The sequence below is a fragment of the Photobacterium sp. genome (genome assembly GCF_033720175.1).
Taxonomy (GTDB): Bacteria; Pseudomonadota; Gammaproteobacteria; order Enterobacterales; family Vibrionaceae; genus Photobacterium.
The window spans coordinates 176,210-201,148 of sequence record NZ_JAWWDA010000008.1 but is presented as its reverse complement, the minus strand read 5'-3'; the positions used below and the strand labels follow the sequence as shown (position 1 = coordinate 201,148).

Annotated in this window: 20 protein-coding genes, 1 pseudogene and 1 riboswitch; of the genes and pseudogenes, 11 read left to right on the top strand and 10 right to left on the bottom strand. The window is 45.9% G+C overall.

Features of this window, described 5'->3' with window-relative positions; translation table 11 throughout:
- Positions 1 to 31 precede the first annotated feature (31 nt).
- The 5 genes and pseudogenes from R3289_RS11520 to R3289_RS11500 form a co-directional block, all read right to left on the bottom strand.
- Positions 32 to 988 carry an ABC transporter substrate-binding protein gene (locus R3289_RS11520; RefSeq protein ID WP_318925644.1) on the bottom strand — a complete coding sequence of 319 codons (957 nt, stop codon included), beginning with the start codon at positions 986 to 988 and terminating at the stop codon, positions 32 to 34.
- 98 nt (positions 989 to 1,086) lie between these two features.
- A pseudogene (locus tag R3289_RS11515) lies at positions 1,087 to 1,815 on the bottom strand (ABC transporter permease); the annotation flags it as partial.
- A 28-nt stretch (positions 1,816 to 1,843) separates the two neighbouring features.
- Positions 1,844 to 2,614: an ABC transporter ATP-binding protein gene (locus R3289_RS11510; protein ID WP_318925642.1), complete on the bottom strand. Its 771-nt coding sequence runs from the start codon at positions 2,612 to 2,614 to the stop codon at positions 1,844 to 1,846.
- A gap of 31 nt (positions 2,615 to 2,645) precedes the next feature.
- Complete coding sequence (gene thiD, locus R3289_RS11505) at positions 2,646 to 3,476, bottom strand: bifunctional hydroxymethylpyrimidine kinase/phosphomethylpyrimidine kinase (protein ID WP_318925679.1); 831 nt, start codon at positions 3,474 to 3,476, stop codon at positions 2,646 to 2,648.
- Between the two features lie 74 nt (positions 3,477 to 3,550).
- Positions 3,551 to 3,649, bottom strand: a riboswitch (TPP riboswitch).
- 274 nt (positions 3,650 to 3,923) lie between these two features.
- A complete protein-coding gene (locus R3289_RS11500) occupies positions 3,924 to 4,685 on the bottom strand; it encodes a DeoR/GlpR family DNA-binding transcription regulator (protein WP_318925641.1) in 762 nt (253 codons plus the stop codon).
- A 311-nt stretch (positions 4,686 to 4,996) separates the two neighbouring features.
- Here R3289_RS11500 and ltnD point away from each other — a divergent pair, with 311 nt between their 5' ends.
- From ltnD to R3289_RS11475, 5 genes are all read left to right on the top strand, one after another.
- Positions 4,997 to 5,896 (top strand): L-threonate dehydrogenase, encoded by a 900-nt coding sequence (gene ltnD / locus R3289_RS11495; RefSeq protein ID WP_413466694.1) that lies wholly within the window; start codon positions 4,997 to 4,999, stop codon positions 5,894 to 5,896.
- 2 nt (positions 5,897 to 5,898) lie between these two features.
- Positions 5,899 to 7,161 carry a 3-oxo-tetronate kinase gene (gene otnK / locus R3289_RS11490; RefSeq protein ID WP_318925639.1) on the top strand — a complete coding sequence of 421 codons (1,263 nt, stop codon included), beginning with the start codon at positions 5,899 to 5,901 and terminating at the stop codon, positions 7,159 to 7,161.
- Positions 7,154 to 7,786, top strand: coding sequence for an aldolase (locus R3289_RS11485; protein WP_318925638.1), 633 nt, complete (start codon positions 7,154 to 7,156; stop codon positions 7,784 to 7,786). The genes otnK and R3289_RS11485 overlap by 8 nt, the downstream gene beginning before the upstream one ends.
- Entirely contained in the window at positions 7,786 to 8,589 is an 804-nt protein-coding gene (otnI, locus tag R3289_RS11480) for a 2-oxo-tetronate isomerase (protein WP_318925637.1), read from the top strand. Before R3289_RS11485 ends, otnI begins: the two co-directional genes overlap by 1 nt.
- Positions 8,590 to 8,703: 114 nt before the next feature.
- Positions 8,704 to 10,158, top strand: a complete 1,455-nt coding sequence (locus R3289_RS11475; protein WP_318925636.1) for a GntP family permease — start codon at positions 8,704 to 8,706, stop codon at positions 10,156 to 10,158.
- 165 nt (positions 10,159 to 10,323) lie between these two features.
- Here R3289_RS11475 and R3289_RS11470 read toward each other — a convergent pair whose 3' ends face one another.
- A complete protein-coding gene (locus R3289_RS11470) occupies positions 10,324 to 10,455 on the bottom strand; it encodes a hypothetical protein (RefSeq protein WP_318925635.1) in 132 nt (43 codons plus the stop codon).
- A gap of 15 nt (positions 10,456 to 10,470) precedes the next feature.
- Complete coding sequence (locus R3289_RS11465) at positions 10,471 to 10,743, bottom strand: hypothetical protein (RefSeq protein WP_318925634.1); 273 nt, start codon at positions 10,741 to 10,743, stop codon at positions 10,471 to 10,473.
- Positions 10,744 to 11,140: 397 nt separating this feature from the next.
- Between R3289_RS11465 and R3289_RS11460 the strand changes: the two genes are divergently transcribed.
- The 5 genes from R3289_RS11460 to R3289_RS11440 all read left to right on the top strand — a co-directional run bounded on the left by R3289_RS11460 (position 11,141) and on the right by R3289_RS11440 (position 19,611).
- Entirely contained in the window at positions 11,141 to 13,978 is a 2,838-nt protein-coding gene (locus tag R3289_RS11460) for an AMP-binding protein (protein ID WP_318925633.1), read from the top strand.
- Between the two features lie 530 nt (positions 13,979 to 14,508).
- Positions 14,509 to 15,600 (top strand): efflux RND transporter periplasmic adaptor subunit, encoded by a 1,092-nt coding sequence (locus R3289_RS11455; protein ID WP_318925632.1) that lies wholly within the window; start codon positions 14,509 to 14,511, stop codon positions 15,598 to 15,600.
- Between the two features lie 3 nt (positions 15,601 to 15,603).
- A complete protein-coding gene (locus R3289_RS11450) occupies positions 15,604 to 18,753 on the top strand; it encodes an efflux RND transporter permease subunit (RefSeq protein ID WP_318925631.1) in 3,150 nt (1,049 codons plus the stop codon).
- A gap of 342 nt (positions 18,754 to 19,095) precedes the next feature.
- Complete coding sequence (locus tag R3289_RS11445; RefSeq protein WP_107283094.1) at positions 19,096 to 19,263, top strand: DUF1737 domain-containing protein; 168 nt, start codon at positions 19,096 to 19,098, stop codon at positions 19,261 to 19,263.
- 63 nt (positions 19,264 to 19,326) lie between these two features.
- A complete protein-coding gene (locus R3289_RS11440; protein ID WP_318925630.1) occupies positions 19,327 to 19,611 on the top strand; it encodes a hypothetical protein in 285 nt (94 codons plus the stop codon).
- A 75-nt stretch (positions 19,612 to 19,686) separates the two neighbouring features.
- Here the strand turns inward: R3289_RS11440 and R3289_RS11435 are convergent, their stop codons facing one another.
- Positions 19,687 to 20,892 (bottom strand): transporter substrate-binding domain-containing protein, encoded by a 1,206-nt coding sequence (locus tag R3289_RS11435; protein WP_318925629.1) that lies wholly within the window; start codon positions 20,890 to 20,892, stop codon positions 19,687 to 19,689.
- Positions 20,893 to 21,372: 480 nt separating this feature from the next.
- Here R3289_RS11435 and R3289_RS11430 point away from each other — a divergent pair, with 480 nt between their 5' ends.
- Positions 21,373 to 22,083, top strand: a complete 711-nt coding sequence (locus R3289_RS11430) for a hypothetical protein (RefSeq protein WP_318925628.1) — start codon at positions 21,373 to 21,375, stop codon at positions 22,081 to 22,083.
- A gap of 144 nt (positions 22,084 to 22,227) precedes the next feature.
- Here R3289_RS11430 and R3289_RS11425 read toward each other — a convergent pair whose 3' ends face one another.
- On the bottom strand, positions 22,228 to 23,010 hold the full coding sequence (locus tag R3289_RS11425; RefSeq protein ID WP_318925627.1) for a PHP-associated domain-containing protein: 783 nt from the start codon (positions 23,008 to 23,010) through the stop codon (positions 22,228 to 22,230).
- A gap of 569 nt (positions 23,011 to 23,579) precedes the next feature.
- On the bottom strand, positions 23,580 to 24,869 hold the full coding sequence (locus R3289_RS11420) for a DEAD/DEAH box helicase (RefSeq protein WP_318925626.1): 1,290 nt from the start codon (positions 24,867 to 24,869) through the stop codon (positions 23,580 to 23,582).
- Positions 24,870 to 24,939 lie beyond the last annotated feature (70 nt).

The following is a 24,939-nucleotide window of genomic DNA, read 5'->3' as shown; positions in this document are numbered from 1 at the left end:
AGTGATTATTGCAAGGCGGTGAAACCGACAATTACAGTGTCGGTACGTAATCCTTCGCTCGCGGTGCGTTATCAATGATTTTGTGCTGATACATAAATTGTGCGAAGTCATCGTAACGCGCTTCATCAACGGCTGACGGACGCAGTGCGAAACGAGGCAGGGTGTCACGCCATGCACGGCGGTTCAGTTCGTTGTTAAGTGTGTCGGGAGAGTAAGCGACAAACTCTTCCCATGCCTGATCGGGGTGGTTGATGATGTACTGGGTTGCCAGTTCAAGAGCCCGGTTGAATTTTTTCAGTATGTCTCGGTCATAGCTGTTTTTGTTCGCGACGACGATTAGCTCATCGTATGACGGTACACCGTGCTCTTCGGGGAAGAACGCCTTGGCTTTGTAGCCTTCCAGCTCAAGCTGATTAGTCTCAAAGTTACGCAGCCCGCCCCAGATAGCATCGACTTTGCCAGATGCCAGTGATGATGACAGTGCCCAGCCAACATTGATGATTTGAACATCTTTATAGTCGACGCCTTCGCTATTGAGCATAGTACCGATCGTCGCTTCTTCGTTACCAGCGATGGCGATACCTATTTTCCTTCCTTTCAAATCTGCCAGTGAGTTGATTTTGTTGTTGTCCAGTACCATCAATGTATTCAGTGGTGCTGCTATCAATGTGGCAGAGCGGATCAAAGGCAGACCGGCTGCAACATCTATCGTGAGGCTGGTTTGGTAAGACACTGCTAAGTCAACTTTGCCCGCTGCCACCAATTTGGCCGGCATACTTGGATCCGCCGGCTCCTGGATGGTGATGTTCAGTCCTTGGTCGTTGAAAAGACCGTTCTCTTTTGCGATGACAATCGGGCCATGATTCGGGTTGACGAACCAGTCGAGCATTAACGTCATGTTTTTAGTTGGTGCGCTAAAAGCGGGAGCACTAAAGACAGAGGTGGAAAGCGCCAGAGAAATCAGGCTTTTAGCCAGTATTTTTTTCAAGGTTAATGTCCTTTTTATTTCATTAGTATTGAGGTGGTTTTACGTTGTTTTTCATATTGCTATGAGTTTGAAATATTAGGTTAATTTTGCGGTTCCATTCATTGTTTGGATTGCCATGGTATCGCTCGCTTAAGCAGTAAATCGGCAGCAAAGTACAAGCCGATTGAAAAAGTAGCCAGGATCAACAAAGCGGCAAACATTTCATCGATCATCATGCGGGCATTGGCTTGCAACATCAGGTAGCCCAGCCCTTCACTGGAGCCCACCCATTCACCGACAACGGCACCAATTGGCGCGACAACAACCGCAACACGGATCCCCGATGCCAGCGCGGGTAAAGCTGCAGGTAAGCGTACATGCCACAGCAGTTGCCATTTTGAAGCGCCCATGGTTTTAGCCAGATCCAGATAGCCGGAAGGTGTGTGCCTTAATCCGTCGTAACAACAGGTGGTCACAGGGAAAAAGATGATCAATGCCGCCATCACGACTTTGGAGGTAATGCCATACCCCAGCCATAGCATCAGAATAGGTGCGATGGCAAAGACAGGAATTGCCTGGCTGGCAATTAACACAGGTAGCAACCAGCGACGCAGCGGATCAAAGAGCAGCATCTGCAGAGCAAAAAACAGGCCCATTGACAGGCCTAGCAATAAACCCAGTAGCACTTCAGCGGCGGTAACCCAGGTGTGATTGAGCAGAACGTCATGGCGCTGGATAAGCTTGTCGAGTACAGCTATCGGGCCCGGTAAGATAAAACTCGGTAATTGAAATGTTACGACAGTCAGTTGCCATACCCCGAGGATCACTGCGCTGCTGATAATCATGCGAGGCAGTGGGTGGGGAGACGATTGTAAGTCAGCCATAATCCTGCTCCAGTTGCTCGATAATTTTTTGTTGTAATGTCGCCAGTTCAGCATCAAATTGGCGAGGAGGTGCTGATGACGGTGCCGGGAGTGAACGGACAGCAGCGGGAGTTCCCGTCATCAGCAATATTTGATGACCCAAGCGCAGCGCTTCTTGCGGATCATGGGTGATCAGCAAAACGGTTTTATCAGCCAGCAACTCAGCCGCGAGGTTCTGTAGTTTATGGCGGGTAACAGCGTCGAGGGCCGAGAAAGGTTCGTCCATTAACAGCAGTGGTTTATCCTGCATCAGGGTTCTGGCCAAAGCGACACGTTGGCGCATTCCGCCAGATAGGCTATCGGGATAAGCACTGGCATATTCGGCGAGGCCGACTCTGTGTAACAGATCGAGCGCGCGCGCTTTCTCATCGGCATTCGGCTTGCCTTTCATTAAACGAATACTGAAACAGACGTTCTCTATTACACTCAGCCAGGGCAGTAGTAAATCTTGTTGTGCCATATAGGCCACCTGGCTTGCTGGTGTTTTCCCATCACATGTTGTTATTTCACCTTGCCACTGTGCTTTGTCATCCAGCAAACCAGCCAACAGGCGTAAAAGGGAGGTTTTACCACAGCCACTTTTGCCGAGAATACAGGTCCATTTACCTTTCGGCAGGGTTAGACTTAAGTTTGCAAACAGTGGAAACGGGCTGGTGTGATAATGGATCTGGCCGTGTGTTAGCGTCACCTCAACCCCGGGTATTGCCGATATTGCAACCGTCATAGTATTACCGTCATGCTCCGTTATTTTTTAGTTACGCGTCAGGGGTGAAATGACCAGCAAAGAAATGGTGCACGGGGCCATGACCGGAACCAATTTCCAGCTCATCAGCATGAAGGATTGCTTGCGATATATAGTTTTTGCCATGGGTTACCGCGTCGAGCAATGGATAACCTTGCGCAAGATAAGAAGCGATTGCCGCCGACAGGGTACAACCTGTGCCATGGGTATTCCGGGTGGCAATGCGCTTGGTACTCAACCGATGCACATCATCGGCCACAATCAGAAGGTCGGTACTATTTTCTTCTTGTTCCAGATGCCCGCCTTTTAACAATACCGATTTAGCCCCCAGATGACGAAGTGCCTCAGTCATGGTTACCATGTCACTTTCAGTGGTGGGACGCTCGCAGTTAAGCAGGGCAGCGGCTTCGGGCAGGTTAGGGGTGATCACATCGGCCAGCGGGATCAGTGCTTCTTTCAGGGTTGAGATGGCTTCTTGCTGTAAGAGTAAGTCACCGCTGGTGGCCACCATCACCGGATCGAGAACCAGATACGCAGGCTGATACTGGCGTAGTTTGTTCGCCACAGCGCGAATGATCGTGGCATCACTCAGCATACCGATTTTTACTGCTTTAACATCTAAGTCGGTAAATACCGCATCAAGTTGCTGTTCGACAAATTCTGGGGAAACAGGGAATATGGCTGATACACCGAGGGTGTTCTGGGCTGTAAGTGCGGTGATCACTGAGCAGGCATAACCGCCAGTTGCAGAAATCGCTTTGATATCGGCTTGGATGCCGGCACCGCCTCCGCTGTCAGAACCCGCGATGGTCAGTGTGATTGGTGTTTTCGACGTTGCTGTCATGACTACCCCTAAAAAATGCTGCGCAGGGGTAACAACAGGTGCCGTGAAGAGCAGGCCATAAATCGTGGCCAGAGGGGGCACTACTGTTAGTTCCCTACGCCAGTGCTAACTGGATCAGGTTCAACGGGTCCCACCGAAGTGGTCTCAGCCTTATGGCTCCCCGACTAACTACTTGTTCAATAAACAATCTAAATCACACTTAAAAAGTGAAATGTAAACCGTTTAGGCATATATCCTAACACCTTTTTCTGGCTTGGGGCCATTTTTATTATGGTGCTCAACAGCGTCAATCATCATTGCAGCTATAGCCAAGTTATCTCAAGATGCGGAATTCTTGCGTAAATGAAAATCTTGAGGTTGGCTGGGTGGAAATCTGTATGCTTATACTTCAATATTTTTTCGACAAAGCCTTTGGGAACAATACCTGTTTATATTATCGGATAATCCCTATTTAACCGTCACAACTTCAATTCCTCGTTCAGATAAACCCTGGATGCAACTGGCAGGGAAATGGATGTCAGTAATAATTTTATCGAAGCTGTCGATATCAACAGCATGAAAAGTTGCAACTTTGCCGTACTTTGATGAATCACTCACTAAGTAATTAACCCGAGAGGAAGCAATAACTGCTTTTTTAACGAGTACCTTATCTTCACTCGGTGTCGAGATCCCACGCTGACTCCAAGATGACGTTGACACAAAGGCAAGATCAATATTTATCTCATTCAGCAGTCGCGCTGCTTTTTCACCCACACAAGACTGGTTCATCCGATCGATCTTACCACCCGTATGGTAGAGGTTACATTCGGAATTATTCAGTAAGAATGCCGTAATTGCAAAATCATTGGTCACCACCAGTAAATCATCGCGATGCACTAAATGATGAGCAATTTCTAATGTTGTCGTACCTGCATCAAGATAAATCGTTGCATTAGGCTCAATAAGGTTAGATGCATATAATCCGATGCCCGCTTTTTCATTGTTGTTCTGGCCGATTTTAACATCATGAGATAACTCAGAATGAATCATTTCTGTCAGCTGAACACCACCAGATACCGACATAACACGGCCATCAACTTCTAGCTTAGCGATATCCCGACGAATCGTCATATGGGAAACCTGCAACTGCTGTGTCAGGTCGTGAATACCTATAACTTCTTGGTTGCTGAGTAGAGCCAGAATTGCACGTTGACGTTCTGCTGGGATCATAAGATTTTCCGTTACGGTTGTATTGAGTCGGGCTAATTGACTTATTTTAACATTATATCACTATCGATGTGAATATATGTGAGGCTGTCTCAGCAAAGAATAAATATTCATACTCTTGTTTTATATAAAAATTTATAAGAAATTTCGTATATCTACGTATTAACGATGCAAATGAACTTAACAAAAATAACCAAATAAATTCAGCCTATGTTAATTAATGTGACGCAGGCGCTGGATTAACGTCAGGGAAATACCATAGAATCACAAACAACAACACAAATTAACAAAAATTAACAAGGTGATGTATGAATATACAAAAAGTACAGTCAATTGCCGTGATTGGTTTGGGCTCGATGGGTATGGGGGCCGCAAAATCGTGTATTAAGGCCGGGCTGGATGTTTATGGTGTTGATTTGAATACTGATGCGCTGGCTGAGTTGAAAAATGCAGGCGCGGTAGATATATCCCATAACTGTGCTGACTTTGCTGCAGATTTGGATGCCATTCTTCTTCTCGTTGTTAATGCAAAACAAGCAAAGTCAGTGCTATTTGAAAATGGTCTGGCCGATAAACTTCGGCCAGGTACTGCAGTCATGGTTTCTGCCACTATTTCAGCTGATGACGCCAAAAACATTGAAGCTAAGTTGGCAGAGTCTGAACTTATCATGCTTGATGCGCCAGTATCAGGCGGGGCAGTAAAAGCCTGCCAGGGTGAAATGACAATTATGGCATCGGGCTCAGAAGAAGCCTTTATAAAACTCCAGCCGGTTCTCAATGCGACCGCTGGTAAGGTTTACAATATTGGTAGTGAAATTGGCATGGGCGCTACCGTTAAGATCATTCACCAGCTTCTTGCTGGCGTTCATATCGCCGCCGGCGCAGAAGCGATGGCATTAGCTGCTCGCGCTAATATTCCACTGGATCTGATGTATGACGTCGTAACAAATGCAGCCGGTAACTCCTGGATGTTTGAAAATCGAATGAAACATGTTGTTGAAGGTGATTATACACCAGCATCCATGGTCGATCTTTTTGTCAAAGATCTGGGTTTAGTTGCCGACACCGCACAAGGCCTGAAATTTCCCCTTCCGTTAGCAAGCACCGCACTGAATATGTTTACCAGCGCCAGCAATGCCGGTTACGGACAGGAAGATGACAGTGCCGTCATCAAAATATTTGATGGTATTGAACTGCCGAAGAAGGAGAAATAGCCATGTTATTAGGTGTCATTGCCGATGACTTTACAGGTGCTACCGACATTGCCGGCTTCCTGGTCGAAAACGGCATGCGTACGATCCAATTAAACGGCGTCCCTTCGGCTGATATTAACGTCGATGCCGATGCTGTCGTTGTTAGCCTGAAGTCACGATCTTGTCCTGTTGATGAAGCGGTGAGCTCATCACTAACTGCACTGGAATGGCTGAAAAGCAAAGGCTGTAAACAATTTTACTTCAAGTATTGCTCAACGTTTGACAGCACGGAAGAAGGCAACATCGGCCCTGTAACTGATGCGTTGCTTGATGCGCTAAACACTGATTTTACGATCATATGTCCGGCGCTGCCAATTAATGGCAGAACCGTATTCAACGGACATTTGTTTGTCATGGGCGAGCCTCTGGACGAATCAGGTATGCGACATCACCCGGTGACCCCAATGACCGATTCTAGCCTGATCAGGTTGATGGATAAGCAAGCCAAAGGCCAAGCAGGCCTGGTGAATTATCAGGATATTGATCAAGGTGCTGATCATGTAAAACAATGTTTTGAGCAACTCTCTCATCAAGGCAAACGTTATGCCGTCGTTGACACATTTAACGATGCACACCTCGCAACGTTAGGCAAGGCAGCCAGTGAATTAACACTTGTGACTGGTGGCTCAGGGTTAGCTGCCGGCATTGCAAAAAACTGGACTCAACAACTCAGTGATCAGTCATCAGCGAAAGAAGCGGGTAAACCAACGGCTGGAAAATCGGTTGTACTGTCGGGTTCCTGCTCAGTGATGACAAATCAGCAAGTCGAACAATATAAAACCAGAGCGGCTCACTTCGCCATCGATGTGAAAACGTGCTTAGAAAATACTACTGCTTACAGTGTTGTCGTCTGCCAGTGGGTACTTGAACATTTGAATGAACCGCTGGCACCGATGGTGTATGCCACAGCCTCAACCGATGAGCTGAAATATATTCAAGAACAATACGGTGCTCAGGCTTCTAGCCATGCCGTTGAACAATTCTTTAGTCACCTTGCTCATCAGTTACATGAACAAGGCGTGACTAACTTCATTACCGCCGGTGGTGAAACCTCTGGTGTCGTGACTCAGAGCCTTAACGTCAGCGGATTCCATATCGGGCCACAAATTGCACCGGGTGTACCTTGGGTAAAAGCCATTGATAGCGAACTGTCTTTGGCACTGAAATCCGGTAATTTTGGTGATGTGAACTTCTTTGAAAAAGCACAGGGGTTCTACCATGAATGAGCACCAGCAACGGCTACAAATGGTCACTCTGGCACGCTCAATGTTTGAGCGTGGCTATGCGACAGGTGGTGCGGGTAACCTGTCGGTAAAATTACCTGACGGCACGTTTTTAGCGACACCAACGGGCTCATCGTTTGGTCGTCTTGATGCTGAGCGCTTGTCTGTTGTTGATATCAACGGTAATCATCTATCAGGGGATAACCCTTCAAAAGAAGTCGCGTTCCATCTGGCTATTTACCGCAACAGTCCCGATTGCAATGCGATTGTTCATCTTCATTCAACATACTTAACGGCATTGTCTTGCCTCGAAGGCTTAGATCACGATAACGCGATCACGCCGTTTACTCCCTATTTTGTTATGCGGATAGGTCAGTTACCCGTGATCCCTTATTACCGTCCGGGTGATCCGCGGATCGCAGAAGAACTGTCAAAACGTGCAAGTGACTACCGTGCTTTTTTACTGGCAAACCACGGCCCGGTAATCACGGGTAAAGATTTAACTGATGCGGTTGATAACGCAGAAGAATTGGAAGAAACCGCCAAACTCGCATTGATGCTGGATGGCAAAGCGATTCGCTATCTGACTCAGCCTGAAATTAAAGAATTAGAAGGGAGAGGAAAATAATGGCTAAGTTTGCTGCAAACCTGACGATGTTGTTCACTGAAGTACCTTTCATGGAACGATTTGCTAAAGCCAGTGAAGCTGGTTTTAGCGCCGTGGAATATCTTTTTCCCTATGCCTTTGACGCGCAAGAGCTGGCTGGCGAACTGAGAAAATATCACTTAGAGCAAGCCCTGTTCAATATGCCTCCAGGTGATTGGAGTGCAGGTGAGCGCGGATTTGCTGCCATTCCAGGACGAGAAGCAGAATTTCGTGCCAGTGTTGATACCGCGCTTAACTATGCGTTAACGCTGAAATGTAAAAAAGTGCACGCTATGTCTGGCATCATTGACAATAACTATAGCTATCAACAACACGTAGATACCTTTCTTGGCAATATCCGTTATGCCGCAGAGGTGTTTGCTGAACACGACATTCTATTATTGATCGAACCGCTGAATAATCGTGATGTACCAGGCTATTTTATTGCCCATCAGCGTGATGCCGTTGAGTTGATCAAGCAAGTCGAGCGTCCTAACGTAAAGCTACAACTCGACCTGTATCACGCCCAAATCATGGATGGTGATTTAACCACTCTTATCAATGACGTCGCTTCCTACACCGGTCATGTTCAGATTGCATCAGTGCCAAACCGGCATGAACCCTCTGAAGGTGAATTGAATTACCCCTACTTGTTTACAATTCTCGAACAGTCCGGCTATGACGGATGGATGGGCTGCGAATATAACCCTCGAAATACAACGGAGGAAGGACTGGGTTGGGTAAAACCGTACCTTTCTGAAATACAGACAAACCACCACAGATAGATCTAAACCTGTGTGTAAGGTTCATGACTTAGGTTGCTGAACCTACTCGCTAAAACGTGAAACAAAAATAATACACAGAGCTGGCAAAGCCAGCCAAATTAAGGATATAGGATAATGGATGGAGCAATCTTTGGGATCATTTTCGGTATAACCGTCATGATGCTGTTAATCATAAAAACCCGAGTACCTGTCGTTCTTGCCATGGTTATCTCATGTTTAATCATGGGGCTCTTTGCCGGCATGGCACCCACAGATCTTGTTAACTCGATCAAAGCTGGCTTCGGTGGTGTTCTTGGCGGCATCGGACTGATTATTGCCTTTGGTGTAATAATGGGCGCATGCTTCGAGAAGTCAGGAGCCGCGGTACGAATGGCGAAAACATTTGTCAAACTATGTGGTAAAGGCCGTGAAGATCTGGCTCTTGGTTTTACTGGCGTATTAGTGGCAATTCCTGTTTTCTGTGATTCAGCTTATGTGCTACTGCACTCTCTGGTTAGAGCGATTTCAAGAAATACCGGGCGATCGGCTGTTGGTTTAGGTGTCACACTCGCATTAGGCCTGCTAATTACTCACGCCTTAGTGCCGCCAACACCCGGTCCAGTTGCCGTTGCGGGTATTCTGGGGGTTGATCTTGGTATCTACATGATGTGGGGTTTAGCTGTTTCAATCCCGATGATGCTGCTATCACTTATCTATATTCGCCGGGTTGGCAAAGAATACTACCGTGTACCCAATGGCGAAACTTGGATTACAAACAAAGCTGACTGGGCAAATTTAGAGAATGTGACAGAAACAAAAGATGAGGAATTACCAAGTAACTTCCTTTCATTTGGCCCAATTTTGATCCCTATCATTTTGATTCTGGCTAACACTCTCATGGGGCAAGGCGACACCGCCTTCCATAGTGTGCTTCAGTTGGCGGGTAATCCAGTGGTTGCTGTCGGCATCGGTGTTCTAATGGCGCTTTATGGCTTAACAACCCAAATTGATCGCAAAGAAATGATCCATTCGATGGATGATGCACTCTCAACTACCGGTCTTATTTTGGTGGTTACTGGCTGTGGTGGTGCGATGGGAGCGGTATTAAAGGCATCTGGCGCAGGCCCGCAAGTTGCCGAAGCTATTGCGAGTAGCGGTATTCCACCTCTATTAGTTCCTCTTGCCATCGCTTCTATGCTTCGTCTGATTCAAGGTTCTGCTACCGCATCTATGATGGTAGCAGCGACAATGACACTGCCTCTAGTTGAAACCCTGGGTTTAGATCCTATCTTTGTTGCACTAGCTTGTGCAGTTGGTCCCGTTGGTTTCTCACACTTGAATGATTCATACTTCCATATCATCAACCGTACACTGGGTATTACCGAATTATCTGATCAGTTGAAAATTTGGAGTTTGACCTCAACCATTGCCTGGGCAATTGGTGCAAGTCTTATCATGTTACTGAACATAATTTTTGGTCAAGGCGGAACAATGATTGATCCGCTGATCCCATTGGCGGTGTTGGGTGTAATCATGTTGTGGATGAAAACGCGTGATGTTCAAACAACAACAACCGTCGTTGGTTCGTAACAAAATAACGGTAGTTATTACAGGTAATGCTGAACGTTAGTACTACTTAAATAATCCCTGACCTCTCGTGGGTTAGGGATTATTTGTATTCGTAAAATGACGGTAATAGCCGAATACCATAATGGTCGCCTTAATGGCTTTGCTCGATAAAATCGTAAATCGATGTCATGTTCTCGTTGAGCTTCCTGCTATTACTGCTGCAGCAAGTGGGGCGACGACGATGATGGTTACGATACCAGTCAGTAATAGCACTGTAGCTAGCATCGCCGTAGCACCCATATCATCTTGATTTTCCATAAAATATCCCTTCAGTTAATTGTCATGAAAAATGCCAGCACTGAGACTGAAGCCGCCAACACCAAGGACATATCCAAAGTCATACCAACCGCCATTGTTATAAATGGCATAGATGGCGATATCGTTACAAAGCAGAGAACCAAGCCACGCGAAGATGATGATCAGCCCGTGCCATAAGCCGTAGAAAAAGCCGACGGGTTCCACTGACTCGGCTTGGCTGAAACTGATTGAATCTGCACACCCAATTAGCATCAGTGTAAATAACACAACTAGGATTACTTTCTTCATATGCAGATGCTGTCCTTTTTAATGCAGTGAGTGGGGGGAGCACTGTATTTCTTATAAGAATAGCAGCGTGAAGCACATAATTGGGTAACCCCAAGATCCTTAAGCCAAGGCGCAGCGCAGGCTATGCCGCCGGCGACGATGAATGTCCGGTCTGTATGGGAAAGAATATTTAATGCAATCATTTGATAAGATTGGAAATTATTTATGTCGTGGGTGTCGGTGAACTTTTTCGCTGGCGAACTTCGGCCTTAGCTCGAGCATGCCTGGAAAAGTCGTATCAGGAACAAGACGAATTTGTCTATTAATGAGGGGGGGAAACCATACAAGTTGCTGAATTTGACTACACTTTGAGCATGCTTGTCATAACAGTTCAGCCACTGCTGTAAGGATACGTGCTATGCAGGTCAACTCAGAAAGTCTGCCAGGTCAAGAGCCGGAGCAGATAGCGCAATCAGTACTGAATGTCATTAAAGAACTCGTTAAAGAACTGCGGCAAGGGCAAGAACTTTCCAAGCCCATTCAGCTTGATTGTGATTTTGATCGTGACTTGGGTTTTGACAGTCTTGCGCGGGCCGAGTTGATCCAACGTATCGAGCAGCAGTTTAAGGTCAACCTGCCAGATGAGACACTGGCCGTGATAGAAACCCCGCGGGATTTGTTACGGGAACTGCTCAACGCACAAAGCCACGACACCGCTTTAGTCTCTGAGCAAGTAATCCGGCAGATTAAGCTTGGGGTCGTTGAATCTGCGCCTGATCATGTGGAAACACTTCAACAAGTTCTTGACTGGCATGTGAAGGCGCATCCGGACCGTCCGCATCTTTATGTGTATCAGAATGCCGATCAGCTTACCGAAATCAGTTATCGGGCATTGCGGGATGAAGCGCTGCGGATTGCATCCGGGCTGGTGAAACAGGATGTGCAACCGGGTCAGTGCGTTGCCATTATGCTGCCAACCAGTAATGACTATTTTTACAGTTTTTTCGGAATACTGTTTGCCAGAGCGATTCCGGTGCCGATCTATCCCCCGGCCCGGCCTTCACAGATTGAAGATCACTTAATGCGCCATGCCCGTATTCTGCAAAATTCTCAGGTGCGTATCCTGATCACTGTCCCGGAAGCCAAACCGCTTTCGCAATTGCTTCGGTTACAGGTTCCATCCATTCAGGCCGTAGTCACGGTTGATGAGTTAAGGCATCCGCCCGAACCGCTCTCAACGGGCGAGGCTCAGAGCACAGATATTGCTTTTTTACAGTATACATCGGGCAGTACCGGAAACCCCAAAGGGGTAGCGTTGACACATGCCAACCTGCTTGCTAACGTTCGGGCGATGGGTAAAGTGGTGCAGGCAGATTCGAGCGATGTTTTTGTCAGTTGGCTGCCGGTATACCACGACATGGGGTTGATCGGTACCTGGTTTGGTAGCCTTTATCACGCCATGCCCTTGGTGATCATGTCACCCTTGCTGTTTTTGTCAAAACCTCAGCGCTGGCTGTGGGCGATACATCACCATCGCGGCACCTTGTCACCGGCCCCCAACTTTGCCTATGAGTTATGTATCAACAAAATCGACGATGCCGAGCTTGAGGGGTTAGATCTCAGCAGTTGGCGGTTGTCATGGAATGGCGCGGAACCGGTCAGCCCCAGTACGATACGTCGTTTTACTGAACGATTTGAAAAATATGGCTTTCGCCCTGAAACCATGTCTCCGGTTTATGGATTGGCAGAATGCTCGGTTGGTTTAACTTTCCCGACTAGCGTTCGTCTTCCCCTGATTGATCGTATCAGGCGTGAACCTATGGAGCGTTTTGGCCGGGCGATTCCGGCGGCAGCCGATGAGACGAATGTTATACAGGTCGTGGGCTTGGGACAGCCGCTGCCGGGACACCAGATCCGTATTGTTGATGAATTTGGCCGAGAGCTACCGGAGCGGGAAGAAGGAGGGCTGGAGTTTAAAGGGCCTTCTGCTACCCAGGGGTATTATCAGGATCCGGAGAAGACGCAACAGTTGTTTCATGGTGAATGGTTGGATACCGGTGACCGCGCCTATCTGGCCGGTGGCGAGCTGTTTATCACCGGACGGAGCAAAGATATTATTATCCGTGCTGGTCGAAATATTTATCCCCATGAGTTGGAAGAGGCCGTCTGTAATATTCCCGGGATCCGAAAAGGCTGCGTCGCGGTATTTGCCAGTCATGATAGCAAGTCCGGCACTGAACGGTTGATTGTATTGGCAGAAACACGTGAAACTGACAAAGCGCAGCAGCAGCGGCTTCAGCAGGAAATAAACAATCTTTCTCTGGATCTGCTGGGCAGCCCCGCAGATGACGTGGTGATTGCCCCCCCTCATACCGTCCCTAAAACATCCAGTGGGAAAATTCGCCGCGCAGCATGTAAAGATCTCTATGAGCAAGACAAACTGGATGCCCGTCAACGTGCTGTGTGGTGGCAGACGCTTCGTTTGATGATGGCAGGCATAAAGCCTCAGCTGAGGCGTTACTGGCGAATAGTTTCAGATTTTAGTTATGCGGCTTACATGTGGCTGGTTATGGCCGTCCTGGCGCCATCAGTCTGGGCCCTTGTTGCGGTGGTTCCAAATAAACGCTGGTGCTGGTCGGTTACCCGACTTGGCGTACGCTTACTGATCTTGTTTACCGGGACGAGGGTAACCTTTAAGGGGCAGGAAAACCTGCCGGCCGATACCAACCCCTGCATCTTCGTTGCTAACCATTCCAGCTACCTTGATGGAATGATAATGGCGCTGGTAGCCCCGACTACATGTAGTTTTGTCGCCAAGGCTGAACTATTGAAAAATCCATTCGCCCGTATTTTCCTGACCAGGCTGGATACGGAGTTTGTTGAGCGCTTTGATATGCAAAAAGGGGTGACCGATGCCCGGCGGATATCGGGCAATGCCAGAAGTTGCCGATCCCTGTTCTTTTTCCCTGAAGGCACCTTATATCGAATGCCCGGCCTGCACGAATTTCATATGGGGGCGTTTATTGCTGCGGTTGATGCTGGCCTGCCAGTTGTGCCCATCACCCTTTGTGGCACACGTTCAAAACTGCGCGGTAAGTCTCTGTTTCCCAGACGGGGAGATATCAATGTGACAATTGGTAAGCCGCTGACTCCGCAAGGAACCGACTGGAATGCGGCTCTGGCGCTGAGGGATCAGGCCAGAGCCGACATTCTGAGCCATTGCGGTGAACCTGATCTGGCTCATACCATAAAGTAAGAGTAATTACAGACGGTCAAAATATTGAATATAAAGAGATATGTTGAGCGCAAGAACCGTTATTTTCTCCTTGCTTTCTACGTTTATATTCATATTTTCTTAAACCACCTCCAGATGCGAAGTTCAGAGTGTCCTCTGGATCTCAATTCGAATAAAAAATGAAAAAATGGCGAATCCTTTCAAACACTGAAAACGTTCGGACTTAGATATTTAGAATATGAGATATGTGTCTAAAATTTGGCCGAAAAGGAATTTTCATGATGATTATTCAACCCGTGTCATTAAAAATAACCAGAAGCAACTAAATGAAAAAATTCACGTTCTCAATTTTTATAGTATCAGGGCTACACTGCGAGGAGACTTAACCTCGTTAAGTATGAGTAATTAGTTTTATCAGATAAATAATACACTGGCGGGTAGTGCATAACCTTTAGGTTTTATCTTTATTTTTCAAAGGATTTGATTGATTTCTAATTGATAAGGCGCCAACGGTGAGCGGAAATCGTCACAATCTGCAAAAGGAGTTGTACATGTCTGTTTTGCGTCAATTGTCTGACAAAATGACAGCTAAGCCATATTTAATTGCTATAACACTGACACTGCTGATTTCAGTTTGGATGGTATCCGGACAACTATCTCAGACCGAAGATGTTGATACTGCTATTGGCAAAGAGTCAAATGAAGTGCTTCCCCATGTCAGAACGAAAGAGGTTAAGGCTGAATTGGTTACCCGTAGCGTGACCCTCTATGGCCGAACGGAGCCCGATCGTAAAACCACGGTTGCGGCTGAAGTGCTCGGACAGATCATTGAGGTAGTGGCAGAGCGTGGTAGCGTTCTAAGAAAAGGGGATTTGATCGCTCGTATTGATAAAAACGATCTTCCTCAGCAACTTGATTATGCTCAAGCCCGTCTCAAACAGAGAGAAATAGAATTTGATGGGGCCAAAAAATTGAGCGCGAAGGGGTTTCAAGGTAAAGCCCGCCTGGCAGAGACTGAGGCATCACTGACACAAGCGCGTGCCGATTTAGCTAAACTGAAACTCATGCTATACAAAACAGAGATTCGAGCACCTCAATCGGGAATACTCAACGAACGCTATATTGAAGAAGGAGATTTTGTTTCTGTAGGAACTGTGGTTGCCCTGATTACTGATATCGATCCTTTGATCGTTCGGGCCGATGTTACCGAAAAAGATATCTACGCTATCAAGTTAGGTCAAAAGGCCGTAGTTCGTCTGCTGAACGGGCAGGAGGTGGAGGGTGAACTACGCTATATCTCACGGGTCTCAAATGTTGAAACCAATACATTCAAGATTGAAGTCAGCATTCCCAACCCAGACTTTACACTCTGGGCAGGCGTCAGTGCCGAACTCAGTTTGCCGTTGGAAAAAACTCGAGCTATTAAGGTTTCTCCTTCATTAATGGCATTGGATGAGGCCGGTAATATTGGCATTAAAACGGTGAAAAATGGCGTGGTCAGGTTTCACCCGGTTGACTTAGTTAAAACTGAGAAAGACGGCGCCTGGCTAGGTGGTTTCGAAGAGAGCGTTGAGGTCATTATTCTCGGGCAAGGTTTTGTAAAGGCTGGCGATCATGTCGTAACCACTAAGGTGGAGAATTAACTCATGCTAAGTGTTATTGACGCCGCCCTGAGCCGGGGCCGTACGGTTGTTGTGTTATTGTTGCTTTTGCTGGTTGCTGGTGCAGTTAGTTACAACCTGATCCCGAAAGAATCTGATCCCGATATCCCGATACCGTACGTGTATGTTTCCATCGAACATAGCGGTATTTCGCCTGAAGACGCGGAGAGGATGCTGCTGCGTCCTATGGAGCAAGAGCTACAGGGGCTGGAGGGGCTAAAAGAGATGAAGGGCTCAGCCGTCGAGGGCCACGCGTCAGTTTTTCTAGAATTTCAGCTGGATATAGACCAGAAACAAGCGTTAACCGATGTTCGTGAAAAGGTTGAATTGGCTAAGAGTCAGCTTCCTGCGGGTACCGACGATCCCACCGTTCATGAGATCACCATGGCAGGCTGGGCGCCGGTCGTGACGGTGGTGTTGTCTGGCTCAGCGCCTGAGCGGGCGCTGATCATGCTGGCTCGGGATTTACAAGATAAGCTGGAAACCTTAAAAGAGGTGCTGGAAGTTGAGATTGGCGGCGACCGGGATGAAATGGTAGAGATCTTGGTCGATCCTCTTCTGATGCAAAGCTACAGCCTCGATCAGGAACATATCTACAACTTATTGTCACGTAACAACCGCTTGGTTGCCGCCGGAACCATGGATAATGGTCGAGGACGTTTTCCTATTAAGGTGCCTTCTGTTTTCGAAAATATTGCTGATGTACTTTCATTGCCGATCAAGGTTGATGATGACCGGGTGATCACTTTTGGCGATATTGCTCAGATACGTCGTGTATTTACTGACCCCAATTCGTTTGCCCGGTTAAACGGTAAACCGGCTGTCACGCTAGAGGTAAAAAAGCGTGCGGGACAAAATGCGATTGAAACAGTAAATAAAGTGCGTGAAATCGTTGCGAAAGAGTCAGAGCTTTGGCCTGCTAACGTGCAGGTGGACTTCACCGGAGATACCTCGGAATACGTTAAAGATATGCTGGCTGATTTGCAGAACAATGTTGCCTCGGCGGTGTTGCTGGTGGTGATCGTGATCATCGCAATTCTGGGGATACGCAGTGCCGCTTTGGTCGGTATTTCTATTCCAGGCTCGTTTTTGACCGGTATTCTGGTGCTGTCAGCCTTTGGGATGACCATGAATATGATCGTCCTGTTCGGGTTGATCATGGCTGTTGGCATGTTAGTTGATGGCGCTATTGTTGTAACTGAATTTGCTGATCGCGAGATGAGCGAGGGAATACACAGAAAACAGGCTTACAAAAATGCTGCCAACCGCATGGCGTGGCCTATTATTGCATCCACGGCAACCACATTAGCAGCGTTCGCTCCTTTGTTATTCTGGCCCGGATTGATGGGCGAGTTTATGAAGTATTTACCGCTGACTTTGATCTTTACCCTCACCGCCTCTCTGATCATGGCCTTGATTTTCGTTCCCACACTCGGGACGCTTTTTGGTAAGCCAAGATTGATTTCAGCGGCCGGTAGGGCTCAGCTCATCGAAGCCGATCAGGGGGATATTGCTAAGCTTAAGGGGTTTACTGGCTTTTATGTCAGAACCCTAAAAGTGGCAGTCTACAGGCCCTGGATGAGCCTTAGCGTAGCTTTGCTGTTCTCTGTCGTGGTCTTTATGGCTTACGGCGTGTTTGGTAAAGGGGTAGAGTTTTTTCCGGATACCGATACTGGTGCCTTCAATATAACGGTGAGATCGCAGGGTGATCTTTCTATTTTCGAAAAAGATGCCGTGATGAAGGAAGTCGAGGCCCAGTTGTTGGATATGGAAGAAATAGAAACCTTGTACGGCAAGACAGGAGGGGTGGATGAAGTTGGTTATATTCGAGGTAATCTGACCGACTGGCAAGAACGGCGCAATATCGACGAAATCACGGCAGAAGTGTTTGAGCGAACTGAACACCTGGCCGGCATCGAGCTTGAGGTTCGTAAAGATGATAATGGCCCACCATCGGGTAAAGCGCTGCAGCTGGAGATCAGCTCCCGTTTTCCAGAGTTATTGCAGCCGACCCTGGAGAAGGTGAAAGCAGAGTTGGAGCATCACTCTGCTTTTACCAATATAACGGATAATGGCGATAAACCCGGAATTGAGTGGCAGATCAAGGTTGATCGGGAAAAAGCGGCACGTTTTGGTGCCGATGCTACGCTGGTGGGGGCCAATGTACAGTTTGTGACCACCGGGTTAAGAATCGGCAGTTATCGTCCCGATGATACCGATGATGAGATTGATATTAAGGTTCGTTTCCCAGAGGAATACCGTCATGTAGATAGCTTGCATCAGCTTAGGTTGAAAACGTCTACGGGTCAGGTACCTATCAGCAATTTTACCGAACTTAAGGCGGCTGATAAGCAGGGCGTTATCAATAAAGTGGATGGCCGGCAGGTAATCACTTTAGAAGCGGATTTGATACCCGGTTATAACTTAAATGAGGTGTTGCCTGATTTAATGGCCAGAATCCCGACATTAGGACTGGATCTCAGGGTCAATTTGAAATTGAGGGGCGAAAACGAAGATCAAAAAGAGTCTGAGGCATTCTTGATCAAGGCTTTTGCGGTGGCACTGGCTGTAATGGCACTGATTTTGATCACCCAGTTCAATTCATTTTATCAGGCATTCTTGATCCTCAGCGCGGTGATCTTTTCAACCGTCGGGGTTTTTCTGGGTTTGCTGCTTACCCAGCAAGCCTTTGGCGTCGTTATGGGGGGGCTGGGAGTGATATCTTTGGCGGGTATTGTGGTCAATAATAATATCGTTCTTATTGATACCTTTAATGTGCTGTGCAAGGAAGGGGTTACGCCGATGGAAGCGATCCTAAGAACGGGTGCACAGCGCCTACGCCCGGTACTGATGACAACGGTAACTACGATTTTAGGTTTGATGCCGATGGTACTGGAGATGAACTTCGATCTCTTTAATCGAAATATCGAATTTGGTGCCCCCATTTCTAAGTTCTGGGTTCAGTTGGCGTCGGCGGTTGCTGGGGGACTCGCATTTGCAACGTTACTCACGCTGATACTTACCCCCTGTATGTTAGCGCTACGAATAAACCGTAAAGACAGAGAGTTTCAATCATCCATAGAGCTGATCCCCGAGTCAAAAGATCTCAGGTTGAATAAGGTCAGCAACGGTTAACGATCAAGACATAATCGCAATATTAACGCCACGAAGGTTTGGTTTAAATCATTTACTGTATTATACAGCGTTAGCAATTATTCCCCTGATGGTACTATTGGTTGATAGTACCATCTTTTTTTTAATCTACTGATTAACAGAATCATAATAATCAACTGAAAGTAAACGGAAAAAATTGTATTCTTTTTTACAGCATAACCTGAATATTTATGACTATTATTTAATGTGCTGGTCGTTTTATTCTTAACATATAAATATCGACTTAGCGTACAGTTTACGATGAGCCGGTCATAATGTTAAAGCTTGTTCATTTTTATGTGTGATGCTAGTTGGAGATAACTAATGAAATACAAAATTGTCTGCGATAAACATGAGTTTGAATTTGAAAACAAAATAAACCTTCTTCTTGGGCAAGGGTGGAAACTCTATGGTGAAATTGTAGTTAGCCTGGTGGGTTCACCTGATAAATTAACCTGCTGGTATACTCAGTCGATGGTTAAAGATGATTAAAAATGTGTCAGCAATTTCTGTAAGGATACGGTTTTGCTGGCCATCATATATGAGATATATCCAGTGTCTGTCTACACCCTGATTTTGGAGTATAATGCTGCGACGTATATGTCACAGGTGGAAGCGAGTGACGAAAAGGCGGCCTTAATAGAATGGGCTGAAGAGTTAGATGTCTGTACTATCGACGGCTTTCCCTTAGACGGCGCAGATCAACTGTTAAAAAACCTCGAAGCTCAAGCCCTGTCACCGGTCGTTAAGTTGGTAAATGTGTGGAATTTAACCTTTGTTGTAGGGCATGATCTTGCAATTTTGCATCTGATTAAAACTGAATTGCAGATCGATGGTTGAATGATAAATGACGTTTTTAAAGTAGAGAAGTTGAAGAGGAGGGCAGTCCCCCCCTCCTAGTTCTCGGTCGCAGAATTAACGGATAGGCGGAGCGTACTGAATGCCACCATCTTGCCATAGCGCGTTTACTCCGCGTTTCATTTCAAACGGTGAGTGTACGCCTACCGTACGTTCGAAACTCTCACTGTAGTTACCGACTTGTTTGATAATACGGTAACCCCAGTCGTCACTCAGTCCCAATCCTTTGCCTTTAGGCCCGTCTAGACCAATGAGGTGACGGATATTCGGGTCATTAGAGTTCTTCATATCATCAACACTGATTGATGATACACCTAGCTCTTCCGCCGCCAGCATGGTGTAGAGCGTCCATCTGATAATGTTGAACCACTGATCATCGCCTTGGCGGACGACCGGGCCTAACGGCTCTTTAGAGATAATTTCAGGTAAGACAACGGCACCAGCAGGATCCTCTAAGCTCTGACGAAGCGCATAGAGGGCTGACTGATCGGTTGTCAGAACATCACAACGACTGGCATCAAAGCCTTCAACGGCTTGCGCCTCTGTATCATACATGACTGGCGTATATTTCATTTCACGAAAACGGAAATATTCGGCGAGGTTGAGTTCTGTCGTGGTGCCAGATTGGACACAAATTGTTGCGCCATCAAGCTCTGTTGCACTATATACACCAAGGTTCTTTTTAATCATAAAACCCTGGCCATCGTAGTAATTAACACCAGTAAAACGGACTCCCAAAGCGGTATCGCGATGCATTGTCCAGGTGGTATTACGCGCTAGCAGGTCAACGTCTCCTGATTGAAGAGCGGTAAAGCGTTCTTCCGTTGTTAGCGGGATATATTTTACTTTTGTTTTATCGCCAACGGTTGCAGCTGCAACCGCTTGACAAAATTCAACATCCAGTCCTTCCCACTCGCCTTTTGCATTCGGGTTAGAGAATCCCGGTAGCCCGTTGCTGACCCCGCATTCAACGTAGCCTAGCTTTTGGACTTTTTCTAAGGTTTGATATTTATCGGTACTGGGATTTGTCGCTGTCAGTTGTTTTTCGAGGCTGGCAATTTTGTCTTGCAATGGTTTGATAACATCTGGATCAGACGTCTTTGCTACAGGGAGTTCTGATTGCTTCATTTGTTGCTCAAGTGTTTGGATTTTTGCTTCGAGTGATTTGATGAGTTCTTTGTCCTGAACGTTGGTTTTATCACAGCCGGAGAGAATTAATGCTAGGGTCGATATTACGAAAGAGAATTTTATCGTTTGCTTCATCGTTACGTCCTGCCATTTTTATAGAAATAAGAGAGACCAAAAATATTTGATTTTTTATAAAGAGCATCGATGTAATAAAGGTATATTATCCGTATCCATATTGAGTATAGGAACAGATTGCAATTCTTCTAGTAATTGGTGGGTAAGAGAACAATAGTTCGGGAATCGGCTTTAATTAAACCAATCACTTAGAATCAAATACATCGAGGTCGGGAGAAAATTAAAGGTAATAATCGACATTCGGCAATGTTCCAGTCAGTCCGCTTCCATGTCAAATGTACTCGAAAAAACGACTCATTCCTCTGTACATTTTCCTCGAATTGAGCTGGTAGAGAGCACTCTGAATTCAGCATCCAGAAGTCACTTGGCTATAGGTGTGATTTCTTTGCGGTGGAAACAAGTTCAACCATTGCTTGCCAAGTCTATGGGGCATGCTAGTTTTAATAGTAGTCTATCAACGACATGCCGGAGAAAAACAAAATGAGTGAAACCAAACAGGCATTATGGGAGCTAGAATACCGACTTGAACACCATCCCGAGATTTTTAAGAAAATTAACTATGCCCAGTTAATTGAGCTAGGTAAGAAAATAAACCAAGGTGTTAGCAAAAAAATAGATGTTCCTGATCTTACTCCAGCTGACATAAAAACGACTGTCGATGCCTTTAAGGGGTGTCTGGAGTTGGCTGTGATTGTAAAGGAGTCAGAAATCGCCACCATTCTACTTGAGCAATCAAAAAATATCACAAAAGTCCTCGAAGGCTACTCTATACCGGAAATTGATGCGCAAATTATTACAAAAGATGAGATCAAAGAGCTTGTGGCATTAGCTGAATCAAATGATTTAATGGAAATGCTATTAGGTATAAATAAAAATAGTCTCAATGAGAAGAAGTTAGAATCATATTTAAAAATTAGTGTTGATGATCCGGGTACAACTCCGGATGAAAACACCCTGACGCCTGACGAACGTAATCGAAGACTGACGGCACTCATAATAATGAATAAAGCGGTATCAGGCGGCCTGCTGAGCTGTGGAAATATTGGCTTGGGCGCGCTTTCTGGCATTCTTTCCACTATACCAACGTTGACAAATCCAACTTTTCCACTGATTCCAGGTTTAATTACTTCTACCTATACCGGCATAAACGGAATACTATCAGCCATTAACGACCTGAATAACCTGCCATAAGAGAGAAATCTTTCAACACCATGGCTGTGATAAAAAGAGCACGTTCATCGTGCTCTTTAAAGGACGTCCATACCCAGTAAACAATTAAGCTCTCATCAGCCAGAATCCTGCATTTGGAAGTGACTTCGGTCTATTTATCGGAGATTAATTCGACTGAGTTGTGATATTTGGATTTTTTCCCTGATTCAGAATACAGAAGGTGTTGTCTTTAAGTGCAGATTCAAGCGCGGTGAGGGATGGGATGTCCATTTTTACCCAAGTAAAACTAGTTCCTAAATCCATTATGGAATGAGCATCAGAACCACGCACTACGGCGATGTGAGAAGCCGCTTTTTTCAACTCTGGATGGACGGTATCGAGATGAGACGTATTAAGGAACTGCGCGGCATCAATGAGATTGAGTGATTTTTGTATCTCGGGGTTAACATTTCGAACATTTTCCAGCAGACCTTTTGACCCCTCGATATGAGCAGGGATTGCCAGCCCACCGGCCTGCTTGACGTCTGCGATAACGGTTTCAATTGACTCGATAGTCGATGTTCGCTCGGGATCGCCAAAATCATCGACAATGCCGCATGCGCCAAGTAGCGTTGTGATGTGGTTTGAATCTACGCTTGGATCAAAAAGTGCCAGCAAGTGGGTATGACTGTTTCCGGTTGATACCGTGATCTCACATCCTGGAAAAATATGCAGAGGCCGGTACCATGGTTCTGACTTGTCCAGGGTGATGTATGTTTCTTTCAGCTGGTTAATCCAACAGCCTGAGTTATGGTCGGTGACGGCCACACAGTCTATATCGGCTTGCATTACAGCTTTTAGCCACTCCGCTTCATTAGGAATTTCTTGATCAAGATAATCAATAGAGGCTGGGGTATGAGTATGAAAATCAAATTTGTACCACTGACTTCCAATAGCCGATTGAGGCATTAAGGCCATTCCTTATTAAGTTCACCAAAATTGGCTGACTAATTTTAAAAGTATATTGGCGTTCATTTTATGATCGTTATCGCATATTCCCATTTAGGCGGTGTCTATTTCAGTGTTGACTATCTCATGGCGATAAGTAAAACAATCATGACAACAATCGTGTATGCGGGCTGCCTTTTAAGTTTCCGTATCGATTTTCGATGCATTCACTCACCGACAATCCCTTTTCAGATAATTCACATGCGGATTCACAAGCTTGAAGCCGAGAATTGATGTTTTAAAATTGTAAGACTGTCACGCGGTGGGGGCAGGGTAGGAAAATGCCAAAAGGTTTATTTGCCATACTTTATCTTAATGCTACTGACAAAGCTGTGGCACTCAAGGCTAGACGAGATTGTTGTCATACTCGGCTAACCTTGAGTGATTGCAATGCAATGAAATCAATAACACGATGATTATTTGACTAATGGATTAATAGTCATGATTCAATAAATCTTACAGTTTTTGACCTGATATAGTAATGATCGTCATTGAACGTGTAGGTTCTTGTTGATTTCCCGTTTCTTAGGTTAAAAATCTCTCAACCAGATATCTTTATGCTCAGACATTTTATTTTTACGCTTTTTCTTACCGCAGCCTTCAGGTTTTGCCATCGGTTTATTTGACGCTAAAATCGCGTCACTGATAGTTTCATCGACTTCAAAACCCACCACTTGCTCACGTTCAAGTCTGATCTTGTTCTTCTTTTCGATGATGTTGAAGTGATGGTAATCATCATAATCAATAAGCGATAATGCTAAACCTACTTCACCGGCACGGCCACTTCGGCCAATACGGTGCATGTAATCTGATGGACTTCTTGGTAAATCAAAATTGATTACCACTGGCAATTTTTCGATGTCTAGACCACGAGCAGCAATATCTGTCGCAATTAACACTTCTATCTCGCCTGATTTAAAAGCATCAAGCACGCGAGTACGAGCACCTTGCCCTTTATTACCATGAAATACTTCTGCGGAAATACCCCGTTTAGAGAGTTTGTCAGCTAAGTGCTCACAGCTATTTTTTGCATTGACGAAAATCAGTGCTTGTCGCCACTGATGTTGCTTGATTAAATGCGCTAACAAGGCTGTTTTTCCACCCTTATTAACGGTAAAAACGCGCTGTACCAGGGTACTGGTATCAGTGCTCTGCAATTGTATTTCAACAGGGTCGTTAAGCAACTCTTGAGTTAAAGCCTGTACTTGCTCAGGAAAAGTCGCTGAAAATAATAACGTTTGAGTTTGCTTTGGCAATAAACTCAGCAGTGCTGATAGTTCATCAGTAAAACCAAGACTTAACATACGATCAGCTTCATCAAGCACTAAGGTTTTAACCTTATCTAGCTTAATGGCATTACTTGAAATTAAGTCGAGTAATCGACCAGGTGTTGCCACCAAAATGTCGGTACCGCCACGTAATGCAAGCATTTGAGTATTCGCGGATACACCACCAAAAACAGCAACCGTTTTAATCGTGCCGTTAAAGTGCACGGCATAAGACTTAATGTTGTCAGAAACTTGTTTTGCCAATTCACGCGTTGGCACTAAAATCAGCCCGGTAACATAGTTGCCTTTACTGCTTTTGCTATTCAATGGCTTTTCAGCGTGTAATTGCTGCAGCATAGGCAGAGCAAAGGCGGCCGTTTTACCTGAGCCTGTATTTGCCCCTGCAATTAAATCACGCCCTGCTAATACACTTGGGATAACTTGTGCTTGAATAGGCGTTGGCTGTTGATATTCAAGTTCAGTTAATCGAGCTAACAAGGGTTGAATAAGGCCAAGTTCAGTAAAGTTGTCTGGAGTTGTGACAGTAGTCATTAGTATAAAGGGCTCAAAGCTAAAATAATCGCCGGTATTTTAACGTATTTATGCCCCGTTAAGTAGATTA

Coding starts and splice junctions, on each gene's coding strand:
- R3289_RS11510 (WP_318925642.1), bottom strand. CDS start 2,614: ATGACGGTTGCAATATCGGCAATACCCGGGGTTGAGGTGACGCTAACA.
- thiD (WP_318925679.1), bottom strand. CDS start 3,476: ATGACAGCAACGTCGAAAACACCAATCACACTGACCATCGCGGGTTCT.
- R3289_RS11500 (WP_318925641.1), bottom strand. CDS start 4,685: ATGATCCCAGCAGAACGTCAACGTGCAATTCTGGCTCTACTCAGCAAC.
- otnK (WP_318925639.1), top strand. CDS start 5,899: ATGTTATTAGGTGTCATTGCCGATGACTTTACAGGTGCTACCGACATT.
- R3289_RS11485 (WP_318925638.1), top strand. CDS start 7,154: ATGAATGAGCACCAGCAACGGCTACAAATGGTCACTCTGGCACGCTCA.
- otnI (WP_318925637.1), top strand. CDS start 7,786: ATGGCTAAGTTTGCTGCAAACCTGACGATGTTGTTCACTGAAGTACCT.
- R3289_RS11475 (WP_318925636.1), top strand. CDS start 8,704: ATGGATGGAGCAATCTTTGGGATCATTTTCGGTATAACCGTCATGATG.
- R3289_RS11470 (WP_318925635.1), bottom strand. CDS start 10,455: ATGGAAAATCAAGATGATATGGGTGCTACGGCGATGCTAGCTACAGTG.
- R3289_RS11465 (WP_318925634.1), bottom strand. CDS start 10,743: ATGAAGAAAGTAATCCTAGTTGTGTTATTTACACTGATGCTAATTGGG.
- R3289_RS11460 (WP_318925633.1), top strand. CDS start 11,141: ATGCAGGTCAACTCAGAAAGTCTGCCAGGTCAAGAGCCGGAGCAGATA.
- R3289_RS11455 (WP_318925632.1), top strand. CDS start 14,509: ATGTCTGTTTTGCGTCAATTGTCTGACAAAATGACAGCTAAGCCATAT.
- R3289_RS11450 (WP_318925631.1), top strand. CDS start 15,604: ATGCTAAGTGTTATTGACGCCGCCCTGAGCCGGGGCCGTACGGTTGTT.
- R3289_RS11445 (WP_107283094.1), top strand. CDS start 19,096: ATGAAATACAAAATTGTCTGCGATAAACATGAGTTTGAATTTGAAAAC.
- R3289_RS11435 (WP_318925629.1), bottom strand. CDS start 20,892: ATGAAGCAAACGATAAAATTCTCTTTCGTAATATCGACCCTAGCATTA.
- R3289_RS11430 (WP_318925628.1), top strand. CDS start 21,373: ATGAGTGAAACCAAACAGGCATTATGGGAGCTAGAATACCGACTTGAA.
- R3289_RS11425 (WP_318925627.1), bottom strand. CDS start 23,010: ATGCCTCAATCGGCTATTGGAAGTCAGTGGTACAAATTTGATTTTCAT.
- R3289_RS11420 (WP_318925626.1), bottom strand. CDS start 24,869: ATGACTACTGTCACAACTCCAGACAACTTTACTGAACTTGGCCTTATT.